17 protein-coding genes are annotated in these 24,291 nt (G+C 60.7%); 5 read left to right on the top strand and 12 right to left on the bottom strand.

The genetic code is table 11. The annotated features are described in order from the left end of the window. Positions 1-460: 460 nt before the first annotated feature. The 6 genes from V8689_RS07995 to V8689_RS07970 form a co-directional block, all read right to left on the bottom strand. Positions 461-982, bottom strand: a complete 522-nt coding sequence (locus V8689_RS07995; protein WP_003189653.1) for a DUF6586 family protein — start codon at positions 980-982, stop codon at positions 461-463. A 219-nt stretch (positions 983-1,201) separates the two neighbouring features. Further along, positions 1,202-3,823, bottom strand: coding sequence for a type I DNA topoisomerase (gene topA, locus V8689_RS07990; protein WP_056791774.1), 2,622 nt, complete (start codon positions 3,821-3,823; stop codon positions 1,202-1,204). A gap of 114 nt (positions 3,824-3,937) precedes the next feature. Continuing rightward, the gene (locus V8689_RS07985) at positions 3,938-4,174 is read right to left on the bottom strand and encodes a DUF1653 domain-containing protein (RefSeq protein ID WP_056791772.1); all 237 of its coding nucleotides are present in this window, start codon (positions 4,172-4,174) and stop codon (positions 3,938-3,940) included. A gap of 98 nt (positions 4,175-4,272) precedes the next feature. Then, positions 4,273-5,448 carry an acetyl-CoA C-acyltransferase FadA gene (gene fadA, locus V8689_RS07980; RefSeq protein ID WP_003189650.1) on the bottom strand — a complete coding sequence of 392 codons (1,176 nt, stop codon included), beginning with the start codon at positions 5,446-5,448 and terminating at the stop codon, positions 4,273-4,275. Positions 5,449-5,477: 29 nt separating this feature from the next. After that, positions 5,478-7,625: a fatty acid oxidation complex subunit alpha FadB gene (fadB, locus tag V8689_RS07975; protein WP_003189649.1), complete on the bottom strand. Its 2,148-nt coding sequence runs from the start codon at positions 7,623-7,625 to the stop codon at positions 5,478-5,480. 567 nt (positions 7,626-8,192) lie between these two features. Then, complete coding sequence (locus V8689_RS07970) at positions 8,193-8,630, bottom strand: hypothetical protein (protein WP_056791770.1); 438 nt, start codon at positions 8,628-8,630, stop codon at positions 8,193-8,195. Positions 8,631-8,735: 105 nt separating this feature from the next. On the opposite strand from V8689_RS07970, the gene V8689_RS07965 reads away from it, so the two are divergent. Then, on the top strand, positions 8,736-9,176 hold the full coding sequence (locus tag V8689_RS07965; protein WP_056791768.1) for a universal stress protein: 441 nt from the start codon (positions 8,736-8,738) through the stop codon (positions 9,174-9,176). A gap of 183 nt (positions 9,177-9,359) precedes the next feature. Here V8689_RS07965 and V8689_RS07960 read toward each other — a convergent pair whose 3' ends face one another. Beyond that, on the bottom strand, positions 9,360-11,282 hold the full coding sequence (locus V8689_RS07960) for an ATP-binding cassette domain-containing protein (protein WP_056791766.1): 1,923 nt from the start codon (positions 11,280-11,282) through the stop codon (positions 9,360-9,362). 213 nt (positions 11,283-11,495) lie between these two features. Here V8689_RS07960 and V8689_RS07955 point away from each other — a divergent pair, with 213 nt between their 5' ends. Then, positions 11,496-13,424, top strand: coding sequence for a transglycosylase SLT domain-containing protein (locus V8689_RS07955; protein WP_056791764.1), 1,929 nt, complete (start codon positions 11,496-11,498; stop codon positions 13,422-13,424). A gap of 145 nt (positions 13,425-13,569) precedes the next feature. On the opposite strand, the gene V8689_RS07950 is transcribed toward V8689_RS07955, so the two are convergent. Beyond that, positions 13,570-15,348 carry an ABC transporter ATP-binding protein/permease gene (locus V8689_RS07950; RefSeq protein WP_162259491.1) on the bottom strand — a complete coding sequence of 593 codons (1,779 nt, stop codon included), beginning with the start codon at positions 15,346-15,348 and terminating at the stop codon, positions 13,570-13,572. 238 nt (positions 15,349-15,586) lie between these two features. Here V8689_RS07950 and V8689_RS07945 point away from each other — a divergent pair, with 238 nt between their 5' ends. Continuing rightward, positions 15,587-15,766 (top strand): PA1571 family protein, encoded by a 180-nt coding sequence (locus V8689_RS07945; RefSeq protein WP_056791761.1) that lies wholly within the window; start codon positions 15,587-15,589, stop codon positions 15,764-15,766. A 162-nt stretch (positions 15,767-15,928) separates the two neighbouring features. Here V8689_RS07945 and pdxB read toward each other — a convergent pair whose 3' ends face one another. Further along, positions 15,929-17,071, bottom strand: coding sequence for a 4-phosphoerythronate dehydrogenase PdxB (pdxB, locus tag V8689_RS07940; RefSeq protein WP_056791760.1), 1,143 nt, complete (start codon positions 17,069-17,071; stop codon positions 15,929-15,931). A 252-nt stretch (positions 17,072-17,323) separates the two neighbouring features. Between pdxB and V8689_RS07935 the strand changes: the two genes are divergently transcribed. After that, positions 17,324-18,718, top strand: coding sequence for an MATE family efflux transporter (locus tag V8689_RS07935; protein WP_056791759.1), 1,395 nt, complete (start codon positions 17,324-17,326; stop codon positions 18,716-18,718). Here V8689_RS07935 and tusA read toward each other — a convergent pair. Both tusA and rlmM read right to left on the bottom strand, forming a co-directional pair. Continuing rightward, a complete protein-coding gene (gene tusA / locus V8689_RS07930; RefSeq protein ID WP_056791758.1) occupies positions 18,715-18,960 on the bottom strand; it encodes a sulfurtransferase TusA in 246 nt (81 codons plus the stop codon). The genes V8689_RS07935 and tusA overlap by 4 nt on opposite strands. Positions 18,961-19,088: 128 nt before the next feature. Next, positions 19,089-20,165, bottom strand: a complete 1,077-nt coding sequence (rlmM, locus tag V8689_RS07925; RefSeq protein WP_032892859.1) for a 23S rRNA (cytidine(2498)-2'-O)-methyltransferase RlmM — start codon at positions 20,163-20,165, stop codon at positions 19,089-19,091. A gap of 196 nt (positions 20,166-20,361) precedes the next feature. Between rlmM and acnA the strand changes: the two genes are divergently transcribed. After that, positions 20,362-23,103 (top strand): aconitate hydratase AcnA, encoded by a 2,742-nt coding sequence (acnA, locus tag V8689_RS07920; protein WP_056791757.1) that lies wholly within the window; start codon positions 20,362-20,364, stop codon positions 23,101-23,103. 177 nt (positions 23,104-23,280) lie between these two features. On the opposite strand, the gene V8689_RS07915 is transcribed toward acnA, so the two are convergent. Continuing rightward, positions 23,281-24,219 carry an aspartyl/asparaginyl beta-hydroxylase domain-containing protein gene (locus V8689_RS07915; RefSeq protein WP_003189633.1) on the bottom strand — a complete coding sequence of 313 codons (939 nt, stop codon included), beginning with the start codon at positions 24,217-24,219 and terminating at the stop codon, positions 23,281-23,283. Between the last annotated feature and the right edge of the window lie 72 nt (positions 24,220-24,291).

Genomic DNA, 24,291 nt, shown 5'->3' with positions numbered 1-24,291 from the left:
CACGGATTCAAGCCTGCGTTCGGGCACACCGAGCCTAAGCGAGGTGCCGAGTGGTGGGGCAAGAGCCTTTTGCTTACTTTTGGCTGGGCCGGCATTCCGGCTCTTTTCAAAAGTGAGCCGCTGTCAGAGCGGAACCTTAGGTGGCCGTTACCGCAGGAATGGATATGTACACGGCCCAACTGTGTTGACTGTTAGACCGTCTTCGCAAGCAAGCCAGCTCCCACATTTGGATTGCGGGGGTGTCAGGTAGATAAGTGTCGGCTGGCAGGCCGTCATCGCAGGCAAGCCAGCTCCCACAGTTTGATCGTGAGGCGTCAGCTAGATAGGTGTCGGCTGGCAGGCCGTCATCGCAGGCAAGCCAGCTCCCACAGTTTGATCGTGGGGCGTCAGCTAGATAGGTGTCGGCTGTCAGCCCGTCATCGCAGGCAAGCCAGCTCCCACATTTGCTTAGTGCCCCCCTTCAGCACTCGTTCAGCCCTTCACGAAAACGCAACGCCATCTTTTTCAACTCCTGGCGCCAGCCTTCCAACTCCTCACGGCTCAACGGCTTGGGCTCATCCTGCTCCAACGCCACGGCGACAATCAGCGGCTGGGTAACATCCCCCTTGGGCACGTGGGGAATACGCGGCGGCTGAAACATATCCGCATGGGCCTTGAGCAGCCGCGCTACCCAACTGTCAGGGCTTTGGGCCATTTCCACCAGTTCGGCCAACTCGGGGATGGCCATGGAATCCAGCACTTCACGATTCATGATCATTTCCGCCCGCGGTGCGCCCGCCTGGGGCAAGCGGTAGAACCCGGCGATCTCATGGCACAGCCCCAGCAAGGCACCGTACAGGTGGAACAACGCCGCTTCGCGCCCCGCCTGTACCAGCGCGATGGCATTCATCTCTTTCCCTTCCTCGGCACGGCCAAGGGCCTCCAGGGATAAACCCGCGAAGTAAATTTTCTGATTGGTACGGGTATAGAGTTCGTTGGCCATGACGGCAATCTCCACAACGAATAGGCGTGATGCTGGCTGTGTAGGAGCGAGCTTGCTGTGGCGAGGGAGCTTGCTCCCGCTCGACTGCGTAGCAGTCGCCCGCTATTGGGGGCGCTTCGCACCCCAGCGCAAGCAAGCTTGCTCGCCACAACAAGCACAATCCTACAGTAAGCAAAAGCCGTCTATACAGACGGCTTTTGGCGTTAACAGACTAGCGGATCAAGCGCCTTGGCGCTTGTCCTCGACCTTCCACTTGCCGCCGTCGTAGAACGCTTTCCAGCCAGTCGGCTTGCCGTCCACTTCGGTCTGCACGTACTGCTCCTTGGTCTTGCGGCTGTAGCGGATCACGGTTGGGCGACCATCCGGGTCCTTCTTCGGCGCTTCACACAGGAAGTGGTACTTCGGATCGATCTCGTCCTTGTGCGGCACGATCTCCATCACCAAGGGCGCACGGGTCTCGCGGTTTTTCGGGAACTGGCTGGCAGCCAGGAACAGCCCCGAAGCGCCATCACGCAGGATGTAGGTGTCGTTGACCTTCTCGCACTTGAGTTCAGGCATCTTCACCGGGTCCATCTTCGGCGGCGCCGCGTCACCGCTTTTCAGCAGTTTGCGGGTGTTCTTGCAGGTCGGGTTGGTGCACCCGAAGAACTTGCCGAAACGGCCGGTCTTGAGCTGCATCTCACTGCCGCACTTGTCGCATTCCAGGCTCGGACCTTCATAGCCCTTGATGCGATAAGTGCCCTCTTCGATCTCGTAGCCGTTGCAATCCGGGTTGTTACCGCAGATGTGCAGCTTGTGCTTCTCGTCCAGCAGGTAGGCGTCCATCGCCGTGCTGCAGATCGGGCAGCGGTGCTTGCCGCGCAGCACCAGCGACTCGGACTCACCCTCATCGTCAGCCGCAATTTCGTCGCCCGGCACCAGGTTGACCGTCGCCTTGCAGCGCTCTTTGGGCGGCAGGCTGTAGCCCGAGCAACCGAGGAACACGCCGGTGGAGGCGGTACGAATCTGCATCGGTCGACCGCAGGTGGTGCACGGAATGTCCGTCATCACCGGCTGGTTGGCGCGCATCCCGTTCTCAGGGTTCTCGGCCACTTCGAGCTTTTTCTTGAAGTCGCCGTAGAACTCGTCGAGCACGTTTTTCCAGTCGCGCTCGCCCTGAGCCACGTCATCGAGGTTCTCTTCCATGCCCGCGGTGAAGCCGTAGTCCATCAGGTTGGAGAAGCTCTCCGACAGACGCTCGGTCACGATGTCGCCCATCTTTTCCGAATAGAAACGACGGTTGTGCAGCGCAACGTAGCCACGGTCCTGGATGGTGGAGATGATCGCCGCGTAGGTCGAAGGACGACCGATACCGCGCTTCTCCATCTCTTTGACCAGGCTGGCTTCGGAATAACGCGCCGGTGGCTTGGTGAAGTGCTGGGACGGGTCGAGCTTGATCAGCTTCAACGTGTCGCCCTGGGCCATGTCCGGCAGCACGTCATCATCGCCAGGCTTGGCGATTTGAGGCATTACACGGGTATAGCCGTCGAACTTGAGGATACGGCCCTTGGCACGCAGCTCGAAATCGCCCGCGCCCACGCTTACGGTAGTAGACAGGTATTGCGCTGGCAGCATCTGGCACGCCAGGAATTGGCGCCAGATCAGCTCGTAGAGGCGCTCAGCGTCGCGCTCCATGCCGCTCAGCTTGGCAGGCGTGGTGTTGGCGTCAGAAGGACGAATCGCTTCGTGAGCCTCTTGTGCGCCTTCCTTGCTGCTGTAGACGTTCGGCTTCTCCGGCAGGTAGGTCTTGCCGAATTCGCTTTCAATATAGGTACGCGCCATCGCCACCGCATCTTGCGACAGGTTGGTGGAGTCCGTACGCATATAGGTGATGTAGCCAGCCTCATACAGACGCTGGGCCATCATCATGGTCTTCTTCACCCCGAAGCCCAGGCGGTTGCTCGCGGCCTGTTGCAGGGTGGAAGTGATGAACGGCGCCGACGGCTTGCTGCTGGTCGGTTTGTCTTCACGCTTGACGATGCTGTAGCTGGAGGCCTTGAGCTTCTCCAGCGCGGCCATGGCCTGGGCTTCGTTCAGCGGCTTGAAGGCCTCGCCTTTCTCACGGGCCACTTCAAAGCGCACATTGGCGCCCTTGGCAGTGCCGAGGTCGGCGTGGACTTCCCAGTATTCTTCAGGGATGAACGCACGGATCTCGCGCTCACGCTCCACCACCAGCTTGACCGCTACCGATTGCACACGGCCGGCAGACAGGCCACGGGCGATCTTCGCCCACAGCAACGGCGAGACCATGTAGCCGACGACGCGGTCGAGGAAGCGACGGGCCTGCTGGGCGTTGACACGGTCAATGTCCAGCTCGCCCGGCTTGGAGAAGGCTTCCTGAATGGCTTTCTTGGTGATTTCGTTGAACACCACGCGCTTGTAGCGGCTGTCATCACCGCCGATGGCTTCGCGCAGGTGCCAGGCAATGGCTTCCCCTTCGCGGTCCAAGTCCGTCGCGAGATAGATGGTGTCGGCATCTTTGGCGAGCCGGCGCAGCTCTTCGATGACCTTTTCCTTGCCCGGAAGGATTTCGTACTTGGCCTTCCAGCCATGGTCCGGGTCCACACCCATGCGCGAAACCAGTTGCTTGCGCGCTTTTTCTTTAGGCGTGAGTACCGGACCTTCGCCCGCGGCGGCCTTGCCGCGCTTGGCGGCAGGCTCCTTGCTGGCGCTAGCCGAACCGCTGGTGGGCAGGTCTCGGATATGGCCGATACTCGACTTCACCACGTACTCGTTGCCCAAGTACTTGTTGATGGTCTTGGCCTTAGCCGGGGATTCCACAATGACCAGCGATTTGCCCATGGATCGGAAAATTCCTGAATTCGAGAAGTGAAAGGCAGTTGGCGCCTGACGCGGCAACGCTATATATAGTGGCAACCGGATGAGGTCAAGCGCAGCATTCTGCGCGACCTGCCGTTATTGCCCTTTAAAAAGACTGGCTTCGGCCGTGACCAAAGCAAAGCGCGGGACCTGCTCGCCGTCAACTTCGACGGTCTCCAGGAACATGCTCAAAGGGCGCACCCAAAAGCCGTATTCGCCATACAGCGCTTGGTAAAACACCACTTCTTCTTCGGTTTCAGAGTGGCGCGCCACGCTGAAAACACGGTACTGCGGCCCCTTGTAATGCTGGTAGAGCCCGGGTTCGACTTTCATGCTCTGGCCCTCATGCAAAATTTGTTGAAAAAAAATATTTAAAAGTTCCAAAAAACAAAAACCGGGGCACTGGGCCCCGGCTTCCGTCAACCGAACGTTTAGACGCGTTCGAAGACGGTAGAGATGCCTTGGCCGAGACCAATGCACATGGTAGCAACCCCAAGGTTGCCGCCATTTTGCTTCATCACGTTAAGCAAAGTGCCGGAGATACGTGCACCGGAGCAACCGAATGGGTGGCCCAGGGCAATCGCACCGCCGTGCAGGTTAACCTTCTCGTTCATCTTGTCGAGTACTTTCAAATCTTTCAGCACTGGCAGGGCCTGTGCGGCGAAAGCTTCGTTGAGCTCGAAGAAGTCGATATCGGAGATGGAAAGGCCTGCGCGCTTCAAGGCTTTTTGTGTGGCCGGTACTGGACCATAGCCCATGATCGCCGGATCCACACCCGCCACTGCCATCGAACGAATCACCGCCAGCGGCTGGATACCCAGGTCCTGGGCACGCTGCGCCGACATCACGATCATGCACGAAGCACCGTCGGTGATTTGCGAAGAAGTACCGGCTGTCACGGTGCCGCCCTTTGGATTGAAGGCTGGCTTGAGGGCCGCCAGGCTTTCCAGGGTGGTGTCCGGACGAATGGTTTCGTCGTAGTCGAACAGTTTTAGGAAACCGTTTTCGTCGTAGCCGTTCATCGGGATGATTTCATCCTTGAACTTGCCTTCCACGGTCGCCTTGTGAGCGAGCTGGTGGGAGCGCAAGCCGAAGGCGTCCTGGGCTTCACGGGTGATGCCGTGCATTTTGCCGAGCATTTCCGCGGTCAGGCCCATCATGCCCGAGGCTTTCGCCGCGTAGAGAGACATGTGCGGGTTAGGATCGACGCCGTGCATCATGCTGACGTGGCCCATGTGCTCCACGCCACCGACCACGAACACATCGCCGTTGCCAGTCATGATCGCTTGCGCAGCGGTGTGCAGCGCGCTCATCGAGGAGCCACACAGGCGGCTGACGGTCTGGCCAGCGGCAGTGTGCGGGATCTGGGTCATCAACGACGCCATGCGCGCGATGTTCCAGCCCTGCTCCAGGGTCTGGTTGACGCAGCCCCAGATCACGTCCTCGACTTCGTTCGGGTCGACCTTGGTGTTGCGCTCCAGCACTTTGCTGATCAGGTGCGCCGACATGTCTTCGGCGCGGGTGTTGCGGTGCATGCCGCCCTTGGAGCGGCCCATCGGCGTACGACCGAAGTCGACGATCACGACGTCTCTTGGATTCAAGCTCATAAATATTCTCGCTCTAGTCGTCTGGGCACTTAACCGAAGAAGCTCTGGCCATTCTTGGCCATTTCACGCAGCTTCGCGGTCGGGTGGTACAGCGGGCCCAGATCAGCGTACTGATCAGCCAGGGCAACGAACTGGGCCACACCGATGGAGTCGATGTAACGCAGCGCACCGCCACGGAATGGAGGGAAACCAATACCGTACACCAGGCCCATATCGGCTTCGGCGGCGGTTTCAACGATGCCGTCTTCCAGGCAACGCACGGTTTCCAGGCACAGGGCGATCATCATCCAGTTGATGATGTCCTCGTCGGACACCTCACGCTGTTCGTAGATGACCGGAGCGAGTACTTCGTGCACCGACGGGTCGGCCACTTTCTTCTGCTTGCCCTTCTTGTCGGTCTCGTAGGCGTAGAAACCCTTGCCGTTCTTCTGGCCCAGGCGCTTGGCTTCGTAGAGTGCGTCGACAGCCGAACGACGGTCGTCTTTCATGCGGTCCGGGAAGCCTTCAGCCATGACGTCGCGACCATGGTGACCGGTGTCGATACCGACCACGTCCATCAGGTACGCCGGGCCCATAGGCCAGCCGAATTTTTCCATGACCTTGTCGATGCGCACAAAATCCACGCCGGCGCTGACCAACTTGGCGAAACCGCCGAAGTACGGGAACAGCACGCGGTTGACCAAAAAGCCCGGGCAGTCATTGACCACGATCGGGTTCTTGCCCATTTTCTTGGCGTAGGCAACGGTGGTGGCCACGGCCAGCTCGCTGGACTTCTCGCCACGGATCACTTCTACCAGCGGCATCATGTGCACCGGGTTGAAGAAGTGCATGCCGACGAAGTTTTCCGGACGCTTGAGGGCCTTGGCCAGCAGCGAGATGGAAATGGTCGAAGTGTTGGAGGCCAGGATGGTGTCATCTTTGACCTGGGCTTCCACTTCGGCCAGCACGGCTTGCTTGACCTTCGGGTTTTCGACAACCGCTTCGACCACCAGATCGACGTGGCCGAAATCGCCGTAGGACAGCGTAGGACGAATGCCGTTAAGCACTTCAGCCATTTTTGCAGCGGTCATGCGGCCTTTATCAACGCGGCCCACCAGCAGCTTGGCGGCTTCGGCCAGGCCCTGCTCGATCCCGTGTTCGTTGATGTCTTTCATCAGGATCGGCGTGCCTTTGGACGCCGACTGATAGGCGATACCGCCACCCATGATACCGGCGCCGAGTACGGCAGCCTGTTTCACGTCCTTGGCAATTTCGTCATAGGCCTTGGCCTTTTTCTTCAGCTCTTGATCGTTCAGGAACAGGCCGATCAGGCTTTGCGCAGCCGAGGTTTTCGCCAGTTTGACGAAACCTGCCGCTTCCACTTCCAGGGCTTTGTCGCGACCGAAGTTCGCGGCCTTCTGGATGGTCTTGATCGCTTCAACCGGCGCCGGGTAGTTCGGGCCGGCCTGGCCTGCCACGAAACCTTTGGCGGTTTCGAACGACATCATCTGTTCGATGGCGTTGAGCTTGAGTTTTTCCAGCTTCGGCTGACGCTTGGCCTTGTAGTCAAATTCGCCGCTGATGGCGCCCTTGATCAGGTTCAGCGCGGCTTCGGCCAGTTTGTCCGGAGCCACTACAGCGTCGACGGCACCGACTTTCAGTGCGTCTTCAGCCTTGTTTTCCTTGCCGGCGGCGATCCATTCGATCGCGTTGTCGGCACCGATCAGGCGCGGCAGGCGCACGGTACCGCCAAAGCCTGGGTAGATGCCCAGCTTGACTTCCGGCAGGCCGATCTTGGCCGTCGCGGACATGACGCGGAAATCTGCCGCCAGGCACATTTCCAGGCCGCCGCCCAACGCGATGCCATTGATGGCAGCAACGGTCGGCACGTTGAGGTCTTCGAAATCGCTGAAGATCTTGTTGGCTTCGAGGTTGCCAGCCACCAGCTCGGCATCGGGCAGCTTGAAGTTGTCGACGAATTCGGTGATGTCAGCGCCGACGATAAACACGTCCTTGCCGCTGGAGACGATCACGCCCTTGACCGAAGCATCTGCTTTGATGGTGTCTACGGCCTGACGCAGTTCGTTCAGGGTTAGACGGTTGAACTTGTTGACGGACTCACCCTTGAGGTCGAATTTGAGTTCGACGATGCCACTTTCAAGAGCCTTAACCGTGATGGCTTTACCTTCGTAAATCATCAACTGATCTCCACGATATGGAAGCTGAACAGTACACACTGGACGCTGGTCTCTGGTTTGACATTGACAGTTGATCAATGCTCACGCCAATCCGCCAGGCACACCCGCCAGTGCGATAGTCGGGTTTTGTATGAGTCGTCTGACAGGCAAACGCTCAATTCATACGCCCGTTTGATTTGGGTACGCCACCTTCATCCAATTCCGAGCAATTGTCAATCGCTCCAAAGGCTAGGAAAAACGCGACTTTCCAGTCAGTTCAGAACCCGGCCCACAGGCGGGCCACCCGTCAATATTCAAATATTCACAGGATCAATAATAGAAAAGATGTGGGAAAAGGCTGTACAGAAAGCAATACACGGCTAGGCTAGCGGCAACCTACAGATTTACCGGCCTGCCTGGCCACCTCCAGCCCGATGATGATGTCGGGCTTTTTATTGCCTGGCTTTCCTGGCTTTTTATTACGCGGCTTTTCTGTAGGAGCGAGCTTGCTCGCGAAAACCTCGAGAGCGCCGCGTATAGCCTGATTACCCACGTTATCGTTGGCGTTTTTCGCGAGCAAGGGCAGGATCAGGCCAGGGCCTTGAGCAGCGTATCAATATCTTTCAGCACGCTTGCGTCGCCCTTCTCGCCCCAATACAAGGCAATCATCTGCTTGTCGGCCTCGACCTTGTAGACGTTCGCCGGCAGCGTTGCAAAATGCAGCAACAACTTCTCATCCACACAGGGCTCACGCCACTGATTGACCCACAGCCCCGGCTCCAGCTGCCAGTAACTCCAGGTCGCGGGCATGCTGCCACGCCGTGGTCGGCAGTACTGCGCGCAAGGGCTCGGCGGCTCCTGTTTGAGCCAGTGCGGCCACTCCTGAGGCGCCAACTGCATGGCCAACCCGATGCGGCGTGCCTCCATGCGCAGGGCCATGCGCCCGCTCTGCTGGCGCGAAGGACGCAGCCATACCAGGGGGCTCAAAACCACTGCAAGGATTGACACCACTATCCAGACCGTCATATGTGTACTCCCGAATTTCTAGATGAGCGGATTTGATCTGCGGCAACCCCATCCGCTTGAAAGCAGCCATACTGAATTTATTGCAGCCCCCTGGAGGAACGCCTCATGCCCTACGAACATATTCTGGTCGCTGTCGACCTGACCGAAGAGTGCGATCCAGTGATCAAGCGCGCACAGGAATCCGCAATTGCCAATGGCGCCAAACTGTCGTTGGTACACATCGTCGAGCCCATGGCCATGGCCTTTGGTGGTGACGTGCCGATGGACCTTTCCCAGTTGCAGCAACAACAATTTGACCAGGCCAAGGAGCGCCTGGACCGTTTGATTCTCAAATACCCGCACCTGAAAAAGGAAGACTGCCACCTGACATACGGCCAACCGCGCCAGGAAATTCACCACTTGGCCAAGGAAGAGGGTTGCGACCTGATCGTAGTAGGTAGCCATGGGCGCCACGGCTTGGCGTTGTTGCTGGGCTCCACCGCCAATGATGTATTGCACGGCGCGCCGTGCGATGTACTGGCCGTCAAACTGGTAAAGAGTTCGTAAGACCAATGAAGGTCTAATGTGGGAGCTGGCTTGCCTGCGATAGCAGCCTGTCAGTTGATGCATCACGTGGCTGATACACCGCTATCGCAGGCAAGCCAGCTCCCACAGTTGAATCGCATTTCATATTAAAAAGCCTGGCGCTCATAGGAATGAACGCCAGGCTTTTTAGTGCTGCAGGATCACTCAGGCATCCAACTCGGCCCAACGCTCAACCAACGCTTCCAGCTCCTGGTTCAACGTCTCCAGGGAGGCGATAACCTTGGCAGTTTCTGCCGCAGGGCGCAGGTAGAAACCAGCGTCAGCCATTTCCGCTTCGACCGCAGCAATCTGCTGTTCCTTGGCGTCGATATCACCCGGCAAAGCTTCCAGCTCGCGCTGCAACTTGTAGCTGAGCTTCTTCTTGGCCGGCGCAGCGTCAGCAGCCGGTGCAGGCGCCTCGGCAGCGACGGGAGTCACCACCGCCGTATTCAGGTCGGCCTTGCCCGATTTGCTTTCAGTTACGCCCAGCAGGCGCGGTGAGCCGCCCTGGCGCAGCCAGTCCTGATAACCGCCCACGTATTCACGCACCTTGCCTTCACCTTCGAAGACCAGGGTGCTGGTGACCACGTTGTCGAGGAATTCCCGGTCGTGGCTGACCATCAGCACGGTGCCGTTGAAGGTCAGCAGGACCTCTTCCAGCAGTTCCAGGGTTTCCACGTCGAGGTCGTTGGTCGGTTCGTCGAGTACCAGCAGGTTGGCCGGCTTGCTGAACAGCTTGGCCAGCAGCAGGCGCGCGCGCTCACCACCCGACAGCGCCTTGACCGGCGTGCGCGCACGTTGCGGACTGAACAGGAAGTCCCCCAGGTAGCTGAGTACGTGGCGGCTCTGGCCGTCGATGTCGATAAAGTCGCGGCCTTCAGCGACGTTGTCGATCACGGTCTTTTCCAGGTCCAACTGGTGGCGCAACTGGTCAAAGTAGGCCACGTCGATGCGAGTGCCCTCTTCGACCTTGCCGCTGGTCGGTTGCAGGCCGCTGAGCATCAGCTTGAGCAAGGTGGTCTTGCCGGTACCGTTGGCGCCCAGCAGGCCGATACGGTCGCCACGCTGCAGGACCATGGAGAAGTCCTTGATCAGGAACGGGCCGTCCGGGTGATGGAAGCTGACGTTCTCCAGCACCATCACTTGCTTGCCCGACTTGTCGGCAGTATCGAGCTGGATATTGGCCTTGCCGGTACGCTCGCGGCGCTCACTGCGCTCGACGCGCAAGGCTTTCAAGGCACGCACGCGGCCTTCGTTACGGGTGCGACGGGCCTTGATGCCCTGGCGGATCCAGACTTCTTCCTGGGCCAGTTTCTTGTCGAACAGCGCGTTGGCGGTTTCTTCGGCAGCCAGGGCGGCTTCCTTGTGCACCAGAAAGCTGGCGTAGTCGCCGTTCCAGTCGATCAGGCCGCCACGGTCCAGTTCGAGGATGCGCGTGGCCAGGCTCTGCAGGAAAGCACGGTCGTGCGTGATAAACAGCACGGCGCCCTGGAAGTCCTTGATGGCTTCTTCAAGCCAGGCAATGGCGCCGATGTCCAGGTGGTTGGTCGGTTCGTCGAGCAGCAGCAGGTCCGGCTCGGACACCAGGGCCTGGGCCAGCAGCACGCGACGACGCCAGCCGCCGGACAATTCGGCGAGGGTCTTGTCGGCCGGCAGTTGCAGGCGGCTCAGGGTGCTGTCCACCAGTTGCTGCAAGCGCCAGCCGTCACGGGCTTCGAGGTCTTGCTGGACGTGCATCAGCTTGTCGAGGTCTTCCTCGGTGACGCAGTTCTGCGCCAGGTGATGGTATTGCGCGAGCAACTCGCCAACGCCGTCCAGGCCTTCGGCAACCACGTCGAACACTGTCCGTCCGTCGGCCACCGGCAATTCTTGCGGCAATTCGCCGATCTTGAGGCCCGGGGCACGCCACACAGAGCCGTCATCGGGCTTCTGGTCGCCTTTTACCAGCTTCATCATGCTGGACTTGCCGGTGCCGTTGCGGCCGATGATGCACACCCGCTCACCACGGGCGATCTGCCAGGACACCTTGTCCAACAACGGCATGGCGCCGAAAGCAAGGGACACATCGCTGAATTTGAGCAGGGTCATACGCTTCTCCAAAAACTGGGCGCGCATTCTACCTGATGTGAGGGTGGGATGCGGTCGGCATTTTCTCTATTGACACGTTCTGTAGGACATTTCCGGCGAACTTGAAGGAACCAGCCGGCAAAGCTTTCGCGGGCCGCTGGCAAAAGGCTAAGCTAGGGGCAATCAGTGTCGGCAGTGCCGGTGCTAGTCGTGATTTCTCTGCACGGACGTCTCATGCGCAGTCGCCTTTTCAACTTTTTATCTTGTCTGCTTCTTTCCGCCACTGCCGTTCAATCCGCCCAGGCGGTGGACCTCACCACTCAACGCCAGTATTACGATCAAGCCAAACGCGCCCTGGCCAAGGGTGACAGCGGCCCCTACATGCAATACAGCCAGGCCTTGGCCGATTACCCGCTCACGCCCTACCTGGCCTATGACGAGCTGACCGCGCGCCTGAAAACCGCGAGCAACGAGGAAATCGAACAATTCCTCGCCAAACACGGCGACCTGCCCCAGGCCAACTGGATGAAACTGCGTTGGCTGCGCTGGCTGGCCGAACGCGGCGATTGGCAGACCTTTGAAAAGTACTACGACACCAAGCTCAATTTCGTCGAGCTGGACTGCCTGCATGGCCAATACCAGCTCAGCCACAACCTGAAGGCCGAAGGCTACAAGACCGCCGAAAAACTGTGGATGACCGGCAAATCCCAGCCAGCCGCCTGTGACGCCACGTTTGGCCAGTGGGCCGCTGCCGGCCAACTCACCGAGCAGAAGATCTGGGAGCGCACCAAGCTCGCCGCCGAAGCGCGTAACTACGCGCTGGCCAACAGCCTGGTGAAAACCCTGCCTACCCTCGGCGCCCAGGGCCGCTTGATGGTTGATGTAGCGCAAAAGCCCGACATGCTCAGCGACCCGTCACGCTTCCAGCCGGCCACCGAGGCCATGGCTGACGCCGTGGGCCTGGGCCTGCGCCGCCTGGCACGCCAGGATCCGGACAAAGCCATGTCGCTGCTCGACGGTTACGCCAGCAGCATGCACTTCTCCCGTGACGAAAAAGTGTCGATTGCCCGCGAGATCGGCTTGACCCTGGCCAAGCGCTTCGACCCGCGCGCGCTGGAGGTCATGACCAAGTACGACCCCGAACTGCGCGACAATACGGTCTCCGAATGGCGCCTGCGCCTGTTGTTGCGCCTGGCGCGCTGGGAAGACGCCTACCAGTTGACCCGCAAACTCCCGCAAGACCTGGCCACCACCAACCGCTGGCGCTACTGGCAGGCGCGCAGCCTGGAGTTGGCCGAGCCGAAGAACCCGCAGGCTTTGGTGCTGTACAAAAACGTGGCCAAGGAGCGGGATTTCTACGGTTTCCTCGCTGCTGACCGCTCCAAATCCCCTTACCAGTTGAACAACAAGCCGCTGGTGATGAGCCAGGCCCTGGTCAACAAAGTCCGCAACACCCCAGGCGTGCGCCGGGCCCTGGAGTTCTACGCCCGTGGCCAGATCGTCGACGGCCGCCGTGAGTGGTACCACGTCAGCCGTCATTTCAACCGTGACGAGATGGTCGCCCAGGCCAAACTGGCCTACGACATGAAGTGGTACTTCCCGGCGATCCGCACCATCAGCCAGGCCCAGTACTGGGACGACCTGGACATCCGCTTCCCGATGGCTCACCGCGACACCCTGGTGCGCGAAGCCAGGGTACGCGGCCTGCACTCCAGCTGGATCTTTGCCATCACGCGCCAGGAAAGCGCGTTTATGGATGACGCCCGCTCCGGCGTTGGCGCCAGCGGCCTGATGCAACTGATGCCCGGCACCGCCAAGGAAACCGCGCGCAAGTTCAGCATCCCCCTGGCCTCCCCGGCCCAGGTGCTGGACCCGGATAAAAACATTCAGCTCGGCGCGGCTTACCTGAGCCAGGTGCACAGCCAGTTCAACGGCAACCGCGTGCTCGCCTCCGCCGCCTATAACGCCGGCCCCGGCCGCGTGCGCCAATGGCTGCGCGGCGCTGACCACCTGAGTTTCGACGTGTGGGTGGAAAGCATCCCCTTCGACGAAACCCGCCAGTATGTGCAGAACGTGCTGTCTTATTCGGTGATCTACGGGCAGAAGCTCAACTCACCGCAGCCGTTGGTGGATTGGCATGAGCGCTACTTCGACGACCAATAACATGTTGTAGGAGCGAGCTTGCTCGCGAAAATCGTCAACGCTAACGCGTGCTTTCTGGATAAACGCGGCGCCTGTGAGTTTTTCGCGAGCAAGCTCGCTCCTACAGAAGAGGCTCCATGCCCGCATCGAGAGAGGCGGGCATTTTTTATTTCACCTGTTCAGCTCCATCACTGAACTGCAACGCCGCCAACCGCGCATACAGCGGATTGCTCGCAATCAACTGCTGATGCGTGCCCACCGCCACCAGTTTGCCCTGGTCCATCACCGCAATGCGGTCGGCATTCTTCACCGTGGCCAAACGGTGCGCGATCACCAGCGTGGTGCGCCCCTGCATGAGCTGCGGCAGGGCTTGCTGGATCAGGTGTTCGCTCTGAGCGTCGAGGGCGCTGGTGGCTTCGTCCAGCAGCAGGATCGGCGCGTCGACCAGCAAGGCGCGGGCGATGGCCAGGCGTTGGCGTTGGCCGCCGGAGAGGCCCTGGCCACTTTCGCCAAGGTGGGTCTGGTAGCCGTCGGGCATTTGCAGGATGAAGTCGTGGGCGTGGGCAATACGCGCGGCGGCTTCCACCTGGGCGGTGGTGGCGGACGGGTTGCCGTAGCGGATGTTGTCTTCGACGCTGCCGAAGAACAACGCCGGGCTCTGGGACACCAAGGCGAAATGGCGCCGCAGGTCTAACGGGTCAAGCTCGGTCAGCGGCTGGCCTTCGAGCAGGATGCGGCCTTGCTGGGGGTCGTAGAAACGCAGCAGCAGGTCGAAGATCGTCGATTTGCCCGCGCCGGACGGCCCTACCAACGCCAGGGTTTCGCCCGGGTTGATGGTGAGGTTCAAGCCATCGATGGCGTAGCTGTCCGGTCGCGAGGGGTAGGAAAAGCGCAGGTCTTGCAGTTCCATGCGGCCGCTGACCCGTTCCGGCAAGGGTACGCCGCCAGTGGTCGGCGCCTGGATGTCGTTGCCTGACTGCAACAGCTCACCGATCCGCTCGGCCGCCCCGGCAGCACGCTGCAACTCGCCAAGCACTTCGCTAAGGGTGCCAACGGCGCTGCCGACAATCAGGCTGTAGAACACGAACGCCGCCAGCTCACCGCCGGAAATACGCCCGCTGATCACGTCCATGCCGCCCACCCACAGCATCACACCCACCGCGCCGAGCACCAGCATGATCACCAGGGTAATCAGCCATGAGCGCTGCAAGATGCGCTTACGTGCGGTGCTGAAGGCGTCCTCGACGGTGACGGCAAAGCGCTGCTCGTCCTGCACCTGATGGTTATAGGCCTGCACGGTCTTGATCTGGCCCAAGGTCTCGGCGACATAGCTGCCGACATCCGCAATGCGGTCCTGACTTAAACGCGACAGGCTGCGCACCCGACGTCCGAAAATCAGGATCGGCGCCAGCACCAGCGGCAACGCCACCACCACGATGCTGGTGAGCTTGGGGTTAGTGATAAACAGCAACACGATGCCGCCGATCACCATCAGGGCATTGCGCAGAAACAGCGACAGTGATGAGCCGATCACCGATTGCAGCAAGGTGGTGTCGGTGGTCAGCCGCGACTGGATTTCCGAGCTGCGGTTGTTCTCGTAAAAGCCTGGGTGCAGGTAGATCAGGTGGTTGAACACCTGCCGGCGAATATCGGCCACCACCCGCTCGCCAATCCACGACACCAGGTAAAACCGCGTGAAGGTGCCTACGGCCAGGCCGACCACCAATAGCATGAACAGGCCGATGGACTGGTTGAGCAGGTGCGGCGACTGGGTCATGAAGCCCTGGTCCACCAGCAGGCGTATGCCCTGCCCCATGGACAAGGTGATGCCAGCGGTGACGATCAGCGCCAGCAGTGCGCCAAGCGCCTGCCAGCGGTAGGGCGCGATAAAGCGGCTGGCCAGGCGAATCGCACGGCGTTGACGGATGGAGAACATGGAAGGCATCACCAATGAGGAGTCTGTACCCTCCAACATTGGGGGAACTTGCGCGAATAACAATGAGTCAGGTTAATTATGCCCGCCGAGGCAAGCCGCTAGAGGCTATCGGTCTAAGCCTGATCTGGAAATATGTACCGGTTTCTGGTGGACTGGGTGTTCGAACCGATGAGCGTGTAAGGAGTTGTAACAGCGCGTTCATGCGGGGGAATTAAAGTAGGTACACAACCTGATGAGGAGACAGGCCATGACCTTGCAGACTAGCAGCACCGACAAAGTGGAAGTAATCCGCATTGAGCATCAAGCCAATCTAGGTTGCTCATTCATTGACGCCAATGGGCGCGAAGTGCCGATTACCGAGGACATGATCCAGCAAGCCTGCAGCGAGCTGGAACAGCGACTGGTCAAGCCTGCCCCGCGAGGCTGAAGCGCCCACGCTCTTTCAAACCCGGCCCCGGTGGCCGGGTTTTTTATGCCCCCCTGTAGGAGCGAGCTTGCTCGCGAAAAACGTCAACGATAACGCAGCGTTTCTGATTTAACGCGGCGCCCTCAGGTTTTTCGCGAGCAAGCTCGCTCCTACAGTTATAGGTTATAGGTGTTCGGCGCCCAGAGCAGTGACGATCTGTGACAGCACCGCCGACTCCCCCTTGATGCGCACCTTCAAGCCATCGATCTCGCGACGCTCCGGATAGTGCTTGCGCAGCAGGTCAAAGGCCTGGCGCTGCTCCTGCACCGTGCCCACCAGGCTGCGACGGAAATCCGCGTCGTCACGGCGTGGGTCGTACACGCTGCGGCACAAGGTCGCCAGCGCCCAGGCCGGGTCAGTCGTAGCGTTAAGGTGCATCTCGGCCAGCCAGGGGGCCGGCAGCAAATCACTTAAGTGGATACTCGGCTCCTGGCCCAGGTGCGCGCACAGCGCCTGGTAAATCTGCGCGGTGCCGCGTTGTTTGCCATCGAGGCTGTAACCGGCGATATGGGGCGTGGCCAGCACGCACAGGTCAGCCAGGTCGACGTCCACCTCGGGCTCGCCTTCCCACACGTCCAGCACCGCTTGCAGGTCCTCGCGCGCCAGCAACACCTCGCGCAGGGCGGCGTTATCTACCACGGCGCCACGGCTGGCATTGATCAGCCAGGTGCCCGGCTTGAGCTGCTCCAGCCGCTGGCGATCAAACAGGTGCCAGGTTGAACCATTGCCGGACTTGATCATCGGCGTATGTAAGCTGATCACGTCACAGTGCTCGATGATCTGCTGCAGGCTGACGTAGTCACCATCTTCGGTGACCTGGCGCGGCGGGTCGCACACCAACACATTCCAGCCCAGGCCCTTGAGCACCTTGACCAACCGCCCGCCGACTTCACCGGCGCCGACGATGCCGTAGGTGCGTTGCTTGAGGTCGGCGCCTTCGATTTCAGCCAGGGTCTGCAAACTGCCGAGCACGTAGTCCACCACCCCGCGCGCATTGCAGCCGGGCGCGCTGGACCACTGGATACCCGCTTGCTTGAAGTAGTCGAGGTCCAGGTGGTCGGTGCCGATGGTGCAAGTGCCGACAAAACGCACGTTACTGCCCTCGAGCAGGGCGCGGTTGACGTTGGTCACCGAGCGCACCAGCAGTACATCGGCCTGCTCGACCGTGGCGCGGTCGATGGAACGGCCAGGCACACGGCGAATCTCGCCAAACCCTTCGAAGAATGCATCGAGCAGCGGGATATTTTCGTCGGCAACAATCAGCATGGCAGGCTCCTTTGGCGGATTGGCAGTGTACAGAAGATCCTGTGTAGGAGCTGGCTTGCCTGCGATTGCATCGGCCCGGTTTGCCTGATGTACCGAGGTGCCTGCATCGCAGGCAAGCCAGCTCCCACACAGGATCAGCGCAGGCCTGGGAGCATTGCTTACAAATCCCTAACACAGGTTTTTTCCTGACCACTGCGTCAACGCGTAGAATCCGCCGTCCTTGCGACTGCCTTTTTTATTGGACACCTGTACGTGAACACTGCCACCGCTACCCTCTCCCGCCCCGCCCGCATCAGCCGGGAAGTGCGCGGCCTGCTGACGCTGGCCTTGCCGATCATGATTGGCCAACTGGCAACCACCGCGATGAGCTTCGTCGATGCGGTGATGGCCGGGCGCGTGAGCCCGCAGGACCTGGCGGCGGTGGGCCTGGGTAATTCGATCTGGATCCCGGTGTACCTGTTGATGACCGGTACTCTGCTGGCCACCACGCCGAAAGTTGCCGAGCGTTATGGCGCGGGCAAACTCACCGAGATCGGGCCTCTGGTGCGCCAATCGTTGTGGTTGGCCGTGGTGGTCGGCCTCTGCGGCGCGCTGTTGTTGCTGTGCGCCGAGCCGATCCTGCATGCGATGAAGGTCGAGCCCGACCTGATCGAGCCGTCCATGGGCTACCTGCACGGCATCGCCGCCGGTATGCCGGCGGTGGCGTTGTACTACGTGTTTCGCTGTTTCAGTGACGGCTTGGGCCGTACACGGCCGAGCATGGTCATGGGCTTGTGCGGGTTGGCGCTGAATATTCCGCTGAACTACATCTTCATCTACGGCCACTTTGGCGTACCGGCCATGGGCGGCGTGGGCTGTGGCTGGGCTACCGCCATCGCGATGTGGGTGATGATGATCGGCCTGGCCATCTGGACGCGCTGGGGCGCGGCCTATCAAAGCAGCGAATTGTTCAAGCGCTTCGACTGGCCGCAATGGACGGTGATCAAGCGCATATTGGGCATAGGCCTGCCGATTGGTGTGGCGATCTTCGCCGAGTCGAGCATTTTCGCGGTGATTGCCCTGTTGCTTGGCAGCCTGGGCGCTACCGTGGTGTCCGGCCATCAGATCGCCCTGAACGTCAGCTCCCTGGTATTCATGATTCCCTATTCCCTGAGCATGGCCGTCACCGTGCGGGTCGGCCAGGCGTTGGGGCGCGGTGAACCCCGGGAAGCTCGCTTCGCCGCCGGCGTCGGCATGGGCACCGCCCTGGCGTACGCGTGCTTTTCCTGCAGCTTGATGCTGTTGTTTCGCGAGCAGATTGCGGCGATCTACACCCCCGACCCGGTGGTGATCCATCTGGCGTCGATGCTGATCGTGTTCTCGGCGCTCTTCCAGTTCTCCGACTCGATCCAGGTCACCGCCGCGGGCGCATTGCGCGGCTACCAGGACACCCGGGTGACCATGGTGCTGACCCTGTTCGCCTATTGGGGCGTGGGCCTGCCGGTGGGTTACGCCCTGGGCCTGACCAACTGGCTCGGTGAGCCCAGCGGCCCGAGCGGTTTATGGCAAGGGCTGATCGTGGGCTTGAGCTGTGCGGCGGGAATGTTGGTGGTGCGCCTGGCGCGCAGTGCACGCCGACGCATTCGGGCCGAAAAGGCGCTGGCTTAATCGGCTTTCTTGCGGATCCAGTACAGGTAGGTGCCAGCGACTTCCTGCTGACCCACCAGCTCGTGGTCGAGAAACACGCAGAACTTGGGGATATCGCGACGGGTCGACGGGTCGGTGGCGATCACCTTGAGCAGGCCGCCCGCCGGCAGGTCGCGGATGTGCTGGTGCAGCATCATCACCGGCTCCGGGCAGTTGAGGCCGGTGGCGTCGAGGGTGCCATCAACCGTTAAATCAACACTCATACTTCACTCCTGAAACTGGCCCAGACTCCTGTGGGAGCGGGCTTGCCCGCGATGACTCGGGCACATTCAATATAGATTTCCACTGTTATACCGCTATCGCGGGCAAGCCCGCTCCCACATTTTTGATCTCAGCGGCTTTTGGATTTCTTTACATCTACCAGGCGGCGCAGGTGGCATGTCACTTCTTCGCGGTCGTGGTACAGCTGCTTGCAGCCGATCTCCACACGAATGCCACGCGCCTTGAACCCCTCTTCGATGCGCTCCAGCAGGCGCTTCACTTCAGCGTAACGCTGCTTCATCGGCAACTTCAGGTTCACCACCGCCTCGCGGCAATGCCCTTCGCCAATCCAGGTTTCCAACAGTGCCGCGTTGCGCGCGGGTTTTTCGACGATGTCGCAGACCATCCAGTCCACCGGCTGCTTGGGCACGAAGGTGAAGCCGTCGGCCATCAGGTGCTGCACCAGGCCTGTGTCCATCAGGCTTTCGGCCATGGGGCCGTTGTCGATGGCGGTCACCAGCATGCCACGGTTGACCAGTTGCCAGGTCCAGCCGCCCGGCGCTGCGCCGAGGTCGACGCCGGTCATGTCGCCGTGCAGGCGCTCGTCCCACTGGTCACGGGGGATAAAGTGGTGCCAGGCCTCCTCCAGCTTGAGGGTCGAGCGGCTGGGCGCGTCACGCGGGAACTTGAGGCGCGGAATGCCCATGGGCCACATCGCCGAGTTGTTCGATTCGGCCAGGCCCATGAACACTTCGCGGCCGCTCTTGAAGGTCAGCAGCAGGCGCGGCTTGCTCGGGTCGTCCACCAGCTTGCCGGCGTTAAGCAGGGCTTTGCGCAGGTGCACTTCGAATTTCTTGCAGAAGTTGGACAGTTCCTTGCCGTCGTTGGTGTCGACCATCTCCAGCCACAGGCTGCCGCACACGGGGAATTCGCGCAGGTGGGCGAGGATCACGCTGATGCGGTCGGTTTCCGGCAGGTCGATAAACACCCCGCGCGCCCACTGCCGGGGGAAGATCAGCTCGGCAAAGCGTTGGCCGTGCATGAGGCGCTGGGCGCCGTCTTCTTCGGTGCAGACAAATTCGGCGCAGGCGCTGCCGGTCTTGGCCTTGGCGTAGCCGGAAACGTTCAGGCGCGCGGCGTGCTCCGCGATCTCGGAACAGACTTCGCCTTCAAAACCCGGGCGGCAGTGCATAAAAAGGGTGTTCATTGAATCTCCTGGTGAATCAACTGGCCTTGCGCTATCGCAATACCTGTCATGAAAACGCGCGCATGATAGCCGAGTTCGGAACCTTGGACTCAGCGATAGAGTCCAGTTATTAGCCTGCTAATGAAAACAGCGCTAACGTGATAGCTCTGTTCGTCCCGTCAGGTCCGTAGCCGTGCGGACCATAAGGAGTCATGTAATGTCATCCCTTGATAGCCTGAGAACCCTTAAGACACTGCAAATAGACAGCAAAACCTACCACTACTTCAGCCTGCCCGAAGCCGCCAAGAGCCTGGGTGACCTGGATAAGCTGCCGATGTCCCTCAAGGTGCTGCTGGAAAACCTGCTGCGCTGGGAAGATGCCAAGACCGTCACCGGCACCGACCTCAAGGCCATCGCCGCCTGGCTCAAGGCGCGCCAGTCTGACCGCGAGATCCAGTATCGCCCCGCCCGCGTGCTGATGCAGGACTTTACCGGCGTACCCGCCGTGGTCGACCTGGCCGCCATGCGCGCCGCCGTGGCCAAGGCCGGCGGTGACCCGCAGCGCATCAACCCGCTGTCACCGGTGGACCTGGTGATTGACCACTCGGTGATGGTCGACAAGTTCGGCAGCACCAGCGCCTTCGAGCAGAACGTCGATATCGAAATGCAGCGCAACGGCGAACGCTACGCCTTCCTGCGCTGGGGCCAGAGCGCCTTCGACAACTTCAGCGTGGTACCGCCGGGCACCGGCATCTGCCACCAGGTCAACCTCGAATACCTGGGCCGCACCGTGTGGACCAAAGAGGAAGACGGCCGCACCTACGCCTTCCCCGACACCCTGGTCGGCACCGACTCCCACACCACCATGATCAACGGCCTCGGCGTACTCGGCTGGGGCGTGGGCGGCATCGAAGCCGAGGCGGCGATGCTCGGCCAGCCGGTGTCGATGCTGATCCCGGAAGTGATCGGCTTCAAGCTCACCGGCAAGCTCAAGGAAGGCATCACCGCCACCGACCTGGTGCTGACCGTGACACAAATGCTGCGCAAGAAAGGCGTGGTGGGCAAGTTCGTCGAATTCTACGGCGACGGCCTGGCCGATTTGCCCCTGGCCGACCGCGCCACCATCGCCAACATGGCCCCGGAATACGGCGCGACCTGTGGCTTTTTCCCGGTGGATGAGGTGACCCTGGACTACCTGCGCCTGTCCGGCCGCCCGGCCGAGACGGTCAAGTTGGTGGAAGCCTATACCAAGGCCCAGGGCCTGTGGCGCAATGCCGGCCAAGAGCCGATCTTCACCGACACCCTGGCCCTGGACATGGGCACTGTCGAGGCCAGCCTTGCCGGGCCCAAACGCCCACAGGATCGCGTTGCCCTGCCAAACGTGGGCCAAGCGTTCAGCGATTTTCTCGACCTGCAATTCAAACCCACCAGCAAAGAAGAAGGCCGCCTGGAAAGCGAAGGCGGTGGCGGCGTTGCCGTGGGCAATGCGGACCTGGTCGGCGAGGCGGATTATGAATACGAAGGCAACACCTATCGCCTGAAAAACGGCGCGGTGGTGATCGCCGCGATTACCTCCTGCACCAACACCTCCAACCCCAGCGTGATGATGGCGGCCGGGCTGGTGGCAAAGAAAGCCGTGGAAAAAGGCCTGACCCGCAAGCCCTGGGTGAAAAGCTCCCTGGCGCCGGGCTCTAAAGTGGTCACCGACTACTACAAGGCTGCGGGCCTCACCCAATACCTGGACAAGCTTGGCTTCGACCTGGTGGGCTACGGCTGCACCACCTGTATCGGCAACTCCGGGCCCCTGCCCGAGCCGATCGAAAAAGCCATCCAGAAGGCCGACCTCACCGTGGCCTCGGTGCTGTCCGGTAACCGTAACTTCGAAGGCCGCGTGCACCCACTGGTAAAAACCAACTGGCTGGCCTCGCCGCCCCTGGTCGTCGCTTACGCGTTGGCCGGCACCGTGCGTATCGACATCAGCAGCGAGCCGCTGGGTAATGACCAGCAGGGCAATCCGGTGTACCTGAAGGACATCTGGCCCAGCAGCCAGGAAATCGCCGAGGCGGTGGCCCAGGTCAGCACCAGCATGTTCCACAAGGAATATGCCGAAGTGTTTGCCGGCGACGAGCAGTGGCAGGCCATTGAAGTGCCGCAGGCAGCCACCTACGTGTGGCAGCAGGATTCCACCTATATCCAGCACCCGCCATTCTTCGACGACATCGCCGGCCCGCTGCCGGTGATCGAGGACGTCAAGGGCGCCAACGTGCTGGCCCTGCTGGGGGATTCGGTAACCACCGACCACATCTCCCCTGCCGGCAACATCAAGGCCGACAGCCCGGCCGGGCGCTACCTGCGCGAACAGGGCGTGGAGCCGCGTGACTTCAACTCCTACGGCTCACGCCGGGGCAACCATGAAGTGATGATGCGCGGCACCTTCGCCAATATCCGTATCCGCAATGAAATGCTCGGCGGCGAAGAAGGCGGTAACACGCTGTACATCCCCACTGGCGAGAAAATGGCGATCTACGATGCCGCCATGAAGTACCAGGCCTCCGGCACACCGCTGGTGGTGATCGCCGGCCAAGAATACGGCACCGGCTCCAGCCGCGACTGGGCGGCCAAGGGTACCAACCTGCTGGGCGTCAAAGCGGTGATCGCCGAGAGTTTCGAGCGTATCCACCGCTCCAATCTGGTGGGCATGGGCGTGTTGCCGTTGCAGTTCAAGCTGGATCTGAACCGCAAGACACTCAAGCTCACCGGCAAGGAGAAGATCGATATCCTCGGGCTGACGGATGCCGAGATCGAGCCGCGGATGAACCTGACGTTGGTGATCACGCGGGAGGATGGCAGCAGCGAGAAGGTTGAGGTGCTGTGCCGGATTGATACCTTGAATGAGGTGGAGTACTTCAAGGCCGGTGGGATTCTGCACTATGTGCTGCGCCAGTTGATCGCGTCCTAAGAGCAACGCAGATCAACTGTGGGAGCTGGCTTGCCTGCGATGGCGGTGGGTCAGCCAACATTTTTATAGCTGATACTCCGCCATCGCAGGCAAGCCAGCTCCCACTGTTTTGATCACATTCCAGGCATGAAAAAGGCGCTGCATCTTTCGATACAGCGCCTTTTTACGGTGTGCGGTTTAGCCGAACAGCCACTTCCACAGCAGTACCAAGACGACTACCGCCAGCACCGGCCGCGCAATGCGGTAGGCCTTCGGATGCTTGCGTTTCCACTGTTTGACCTGGCCGCTGAACTTGTCGCTGAAGGTCTTGCTCCAGGCGTACGCCTGGTTGATGCCGCCTACGCGCTCGTCATCGAGGTTCTGCGGTGCGGTTGCGCGGCCCAGTTGCTTGCTGACCCAGCGGTTGATACGGGTCATTACGCGGTTGCTCAATGGGCGCTCAATGTCGCAGAACAGGATCACACGGGTCTGTTCGGTTTCGTTTTTTACCCAATGCACGTAGGTCTCGTCGAACATCACGTCTTCACCGTCGCGCCAGGCGTAGACCTGGCCGTCGACGAAGATACGGCAGTCATCGGAGTTCGGCGTGGCAAGCCCCAGGTGATAACGCAGGGAACCGGCGAACGGGTCGCGGTGCGGGTTGAGGTGGCTGCCGCCCGGCAACAGCGCGAACATCGCGCCCTTGACGTTAGGGATGCTGCTCACCAGGGCCACGGTCTTGGGGCACAGTGCCTCGGCCGAGGGCAGCGGTTTGTCGTACCACTTAAGGTAGAAACGCTTCCAGCCCTTCTTGAAGAACGAACCGAAACCGGCGTCGTTGTTCTTTTCGGCGGCGCGGATGTAGCCCTCGTCGAACAGGTGCATGGCCTCTTCGCGGATCACTTCCCAGTTGTCCTTGAGCACATCCAGTTCCGGGAACTTGCTGCGGTCCAGGTACGGCTTGGACGGCACCGCGGAAAACAGGTACATCAGGGCGTTATACGGGGCGAACAGCGCCGAATGGTTGACGAACTGACGCAACATCGGCAAACGGGCCTTGCCACGCAGGTGCACATACAGCGTGCTGCCGATGAACAGCAGCAACACCGACAATTTGGCGGCCAAAGAAAAGGTCATGCAGCAACTCCTGGAAATAAGCGCCTGGCCAGCAAATTTCCGTCAATGGGAAACCAGACGTAACAGCCGGCC

Source organism: Pseudomonas sp. AK181, from assembly GCF_051122975.1.
Classification (GTDB): Bacteria; Pseudomonadota; Gammaproteobacteria; order Pseudomonadales; family Pseudomonadaceae; genus Aquipseudomonas; species Aquipseudomonas lactis.
This window is presented reverse-complemented; position numbering and strand designations above follow the sequence as displayed.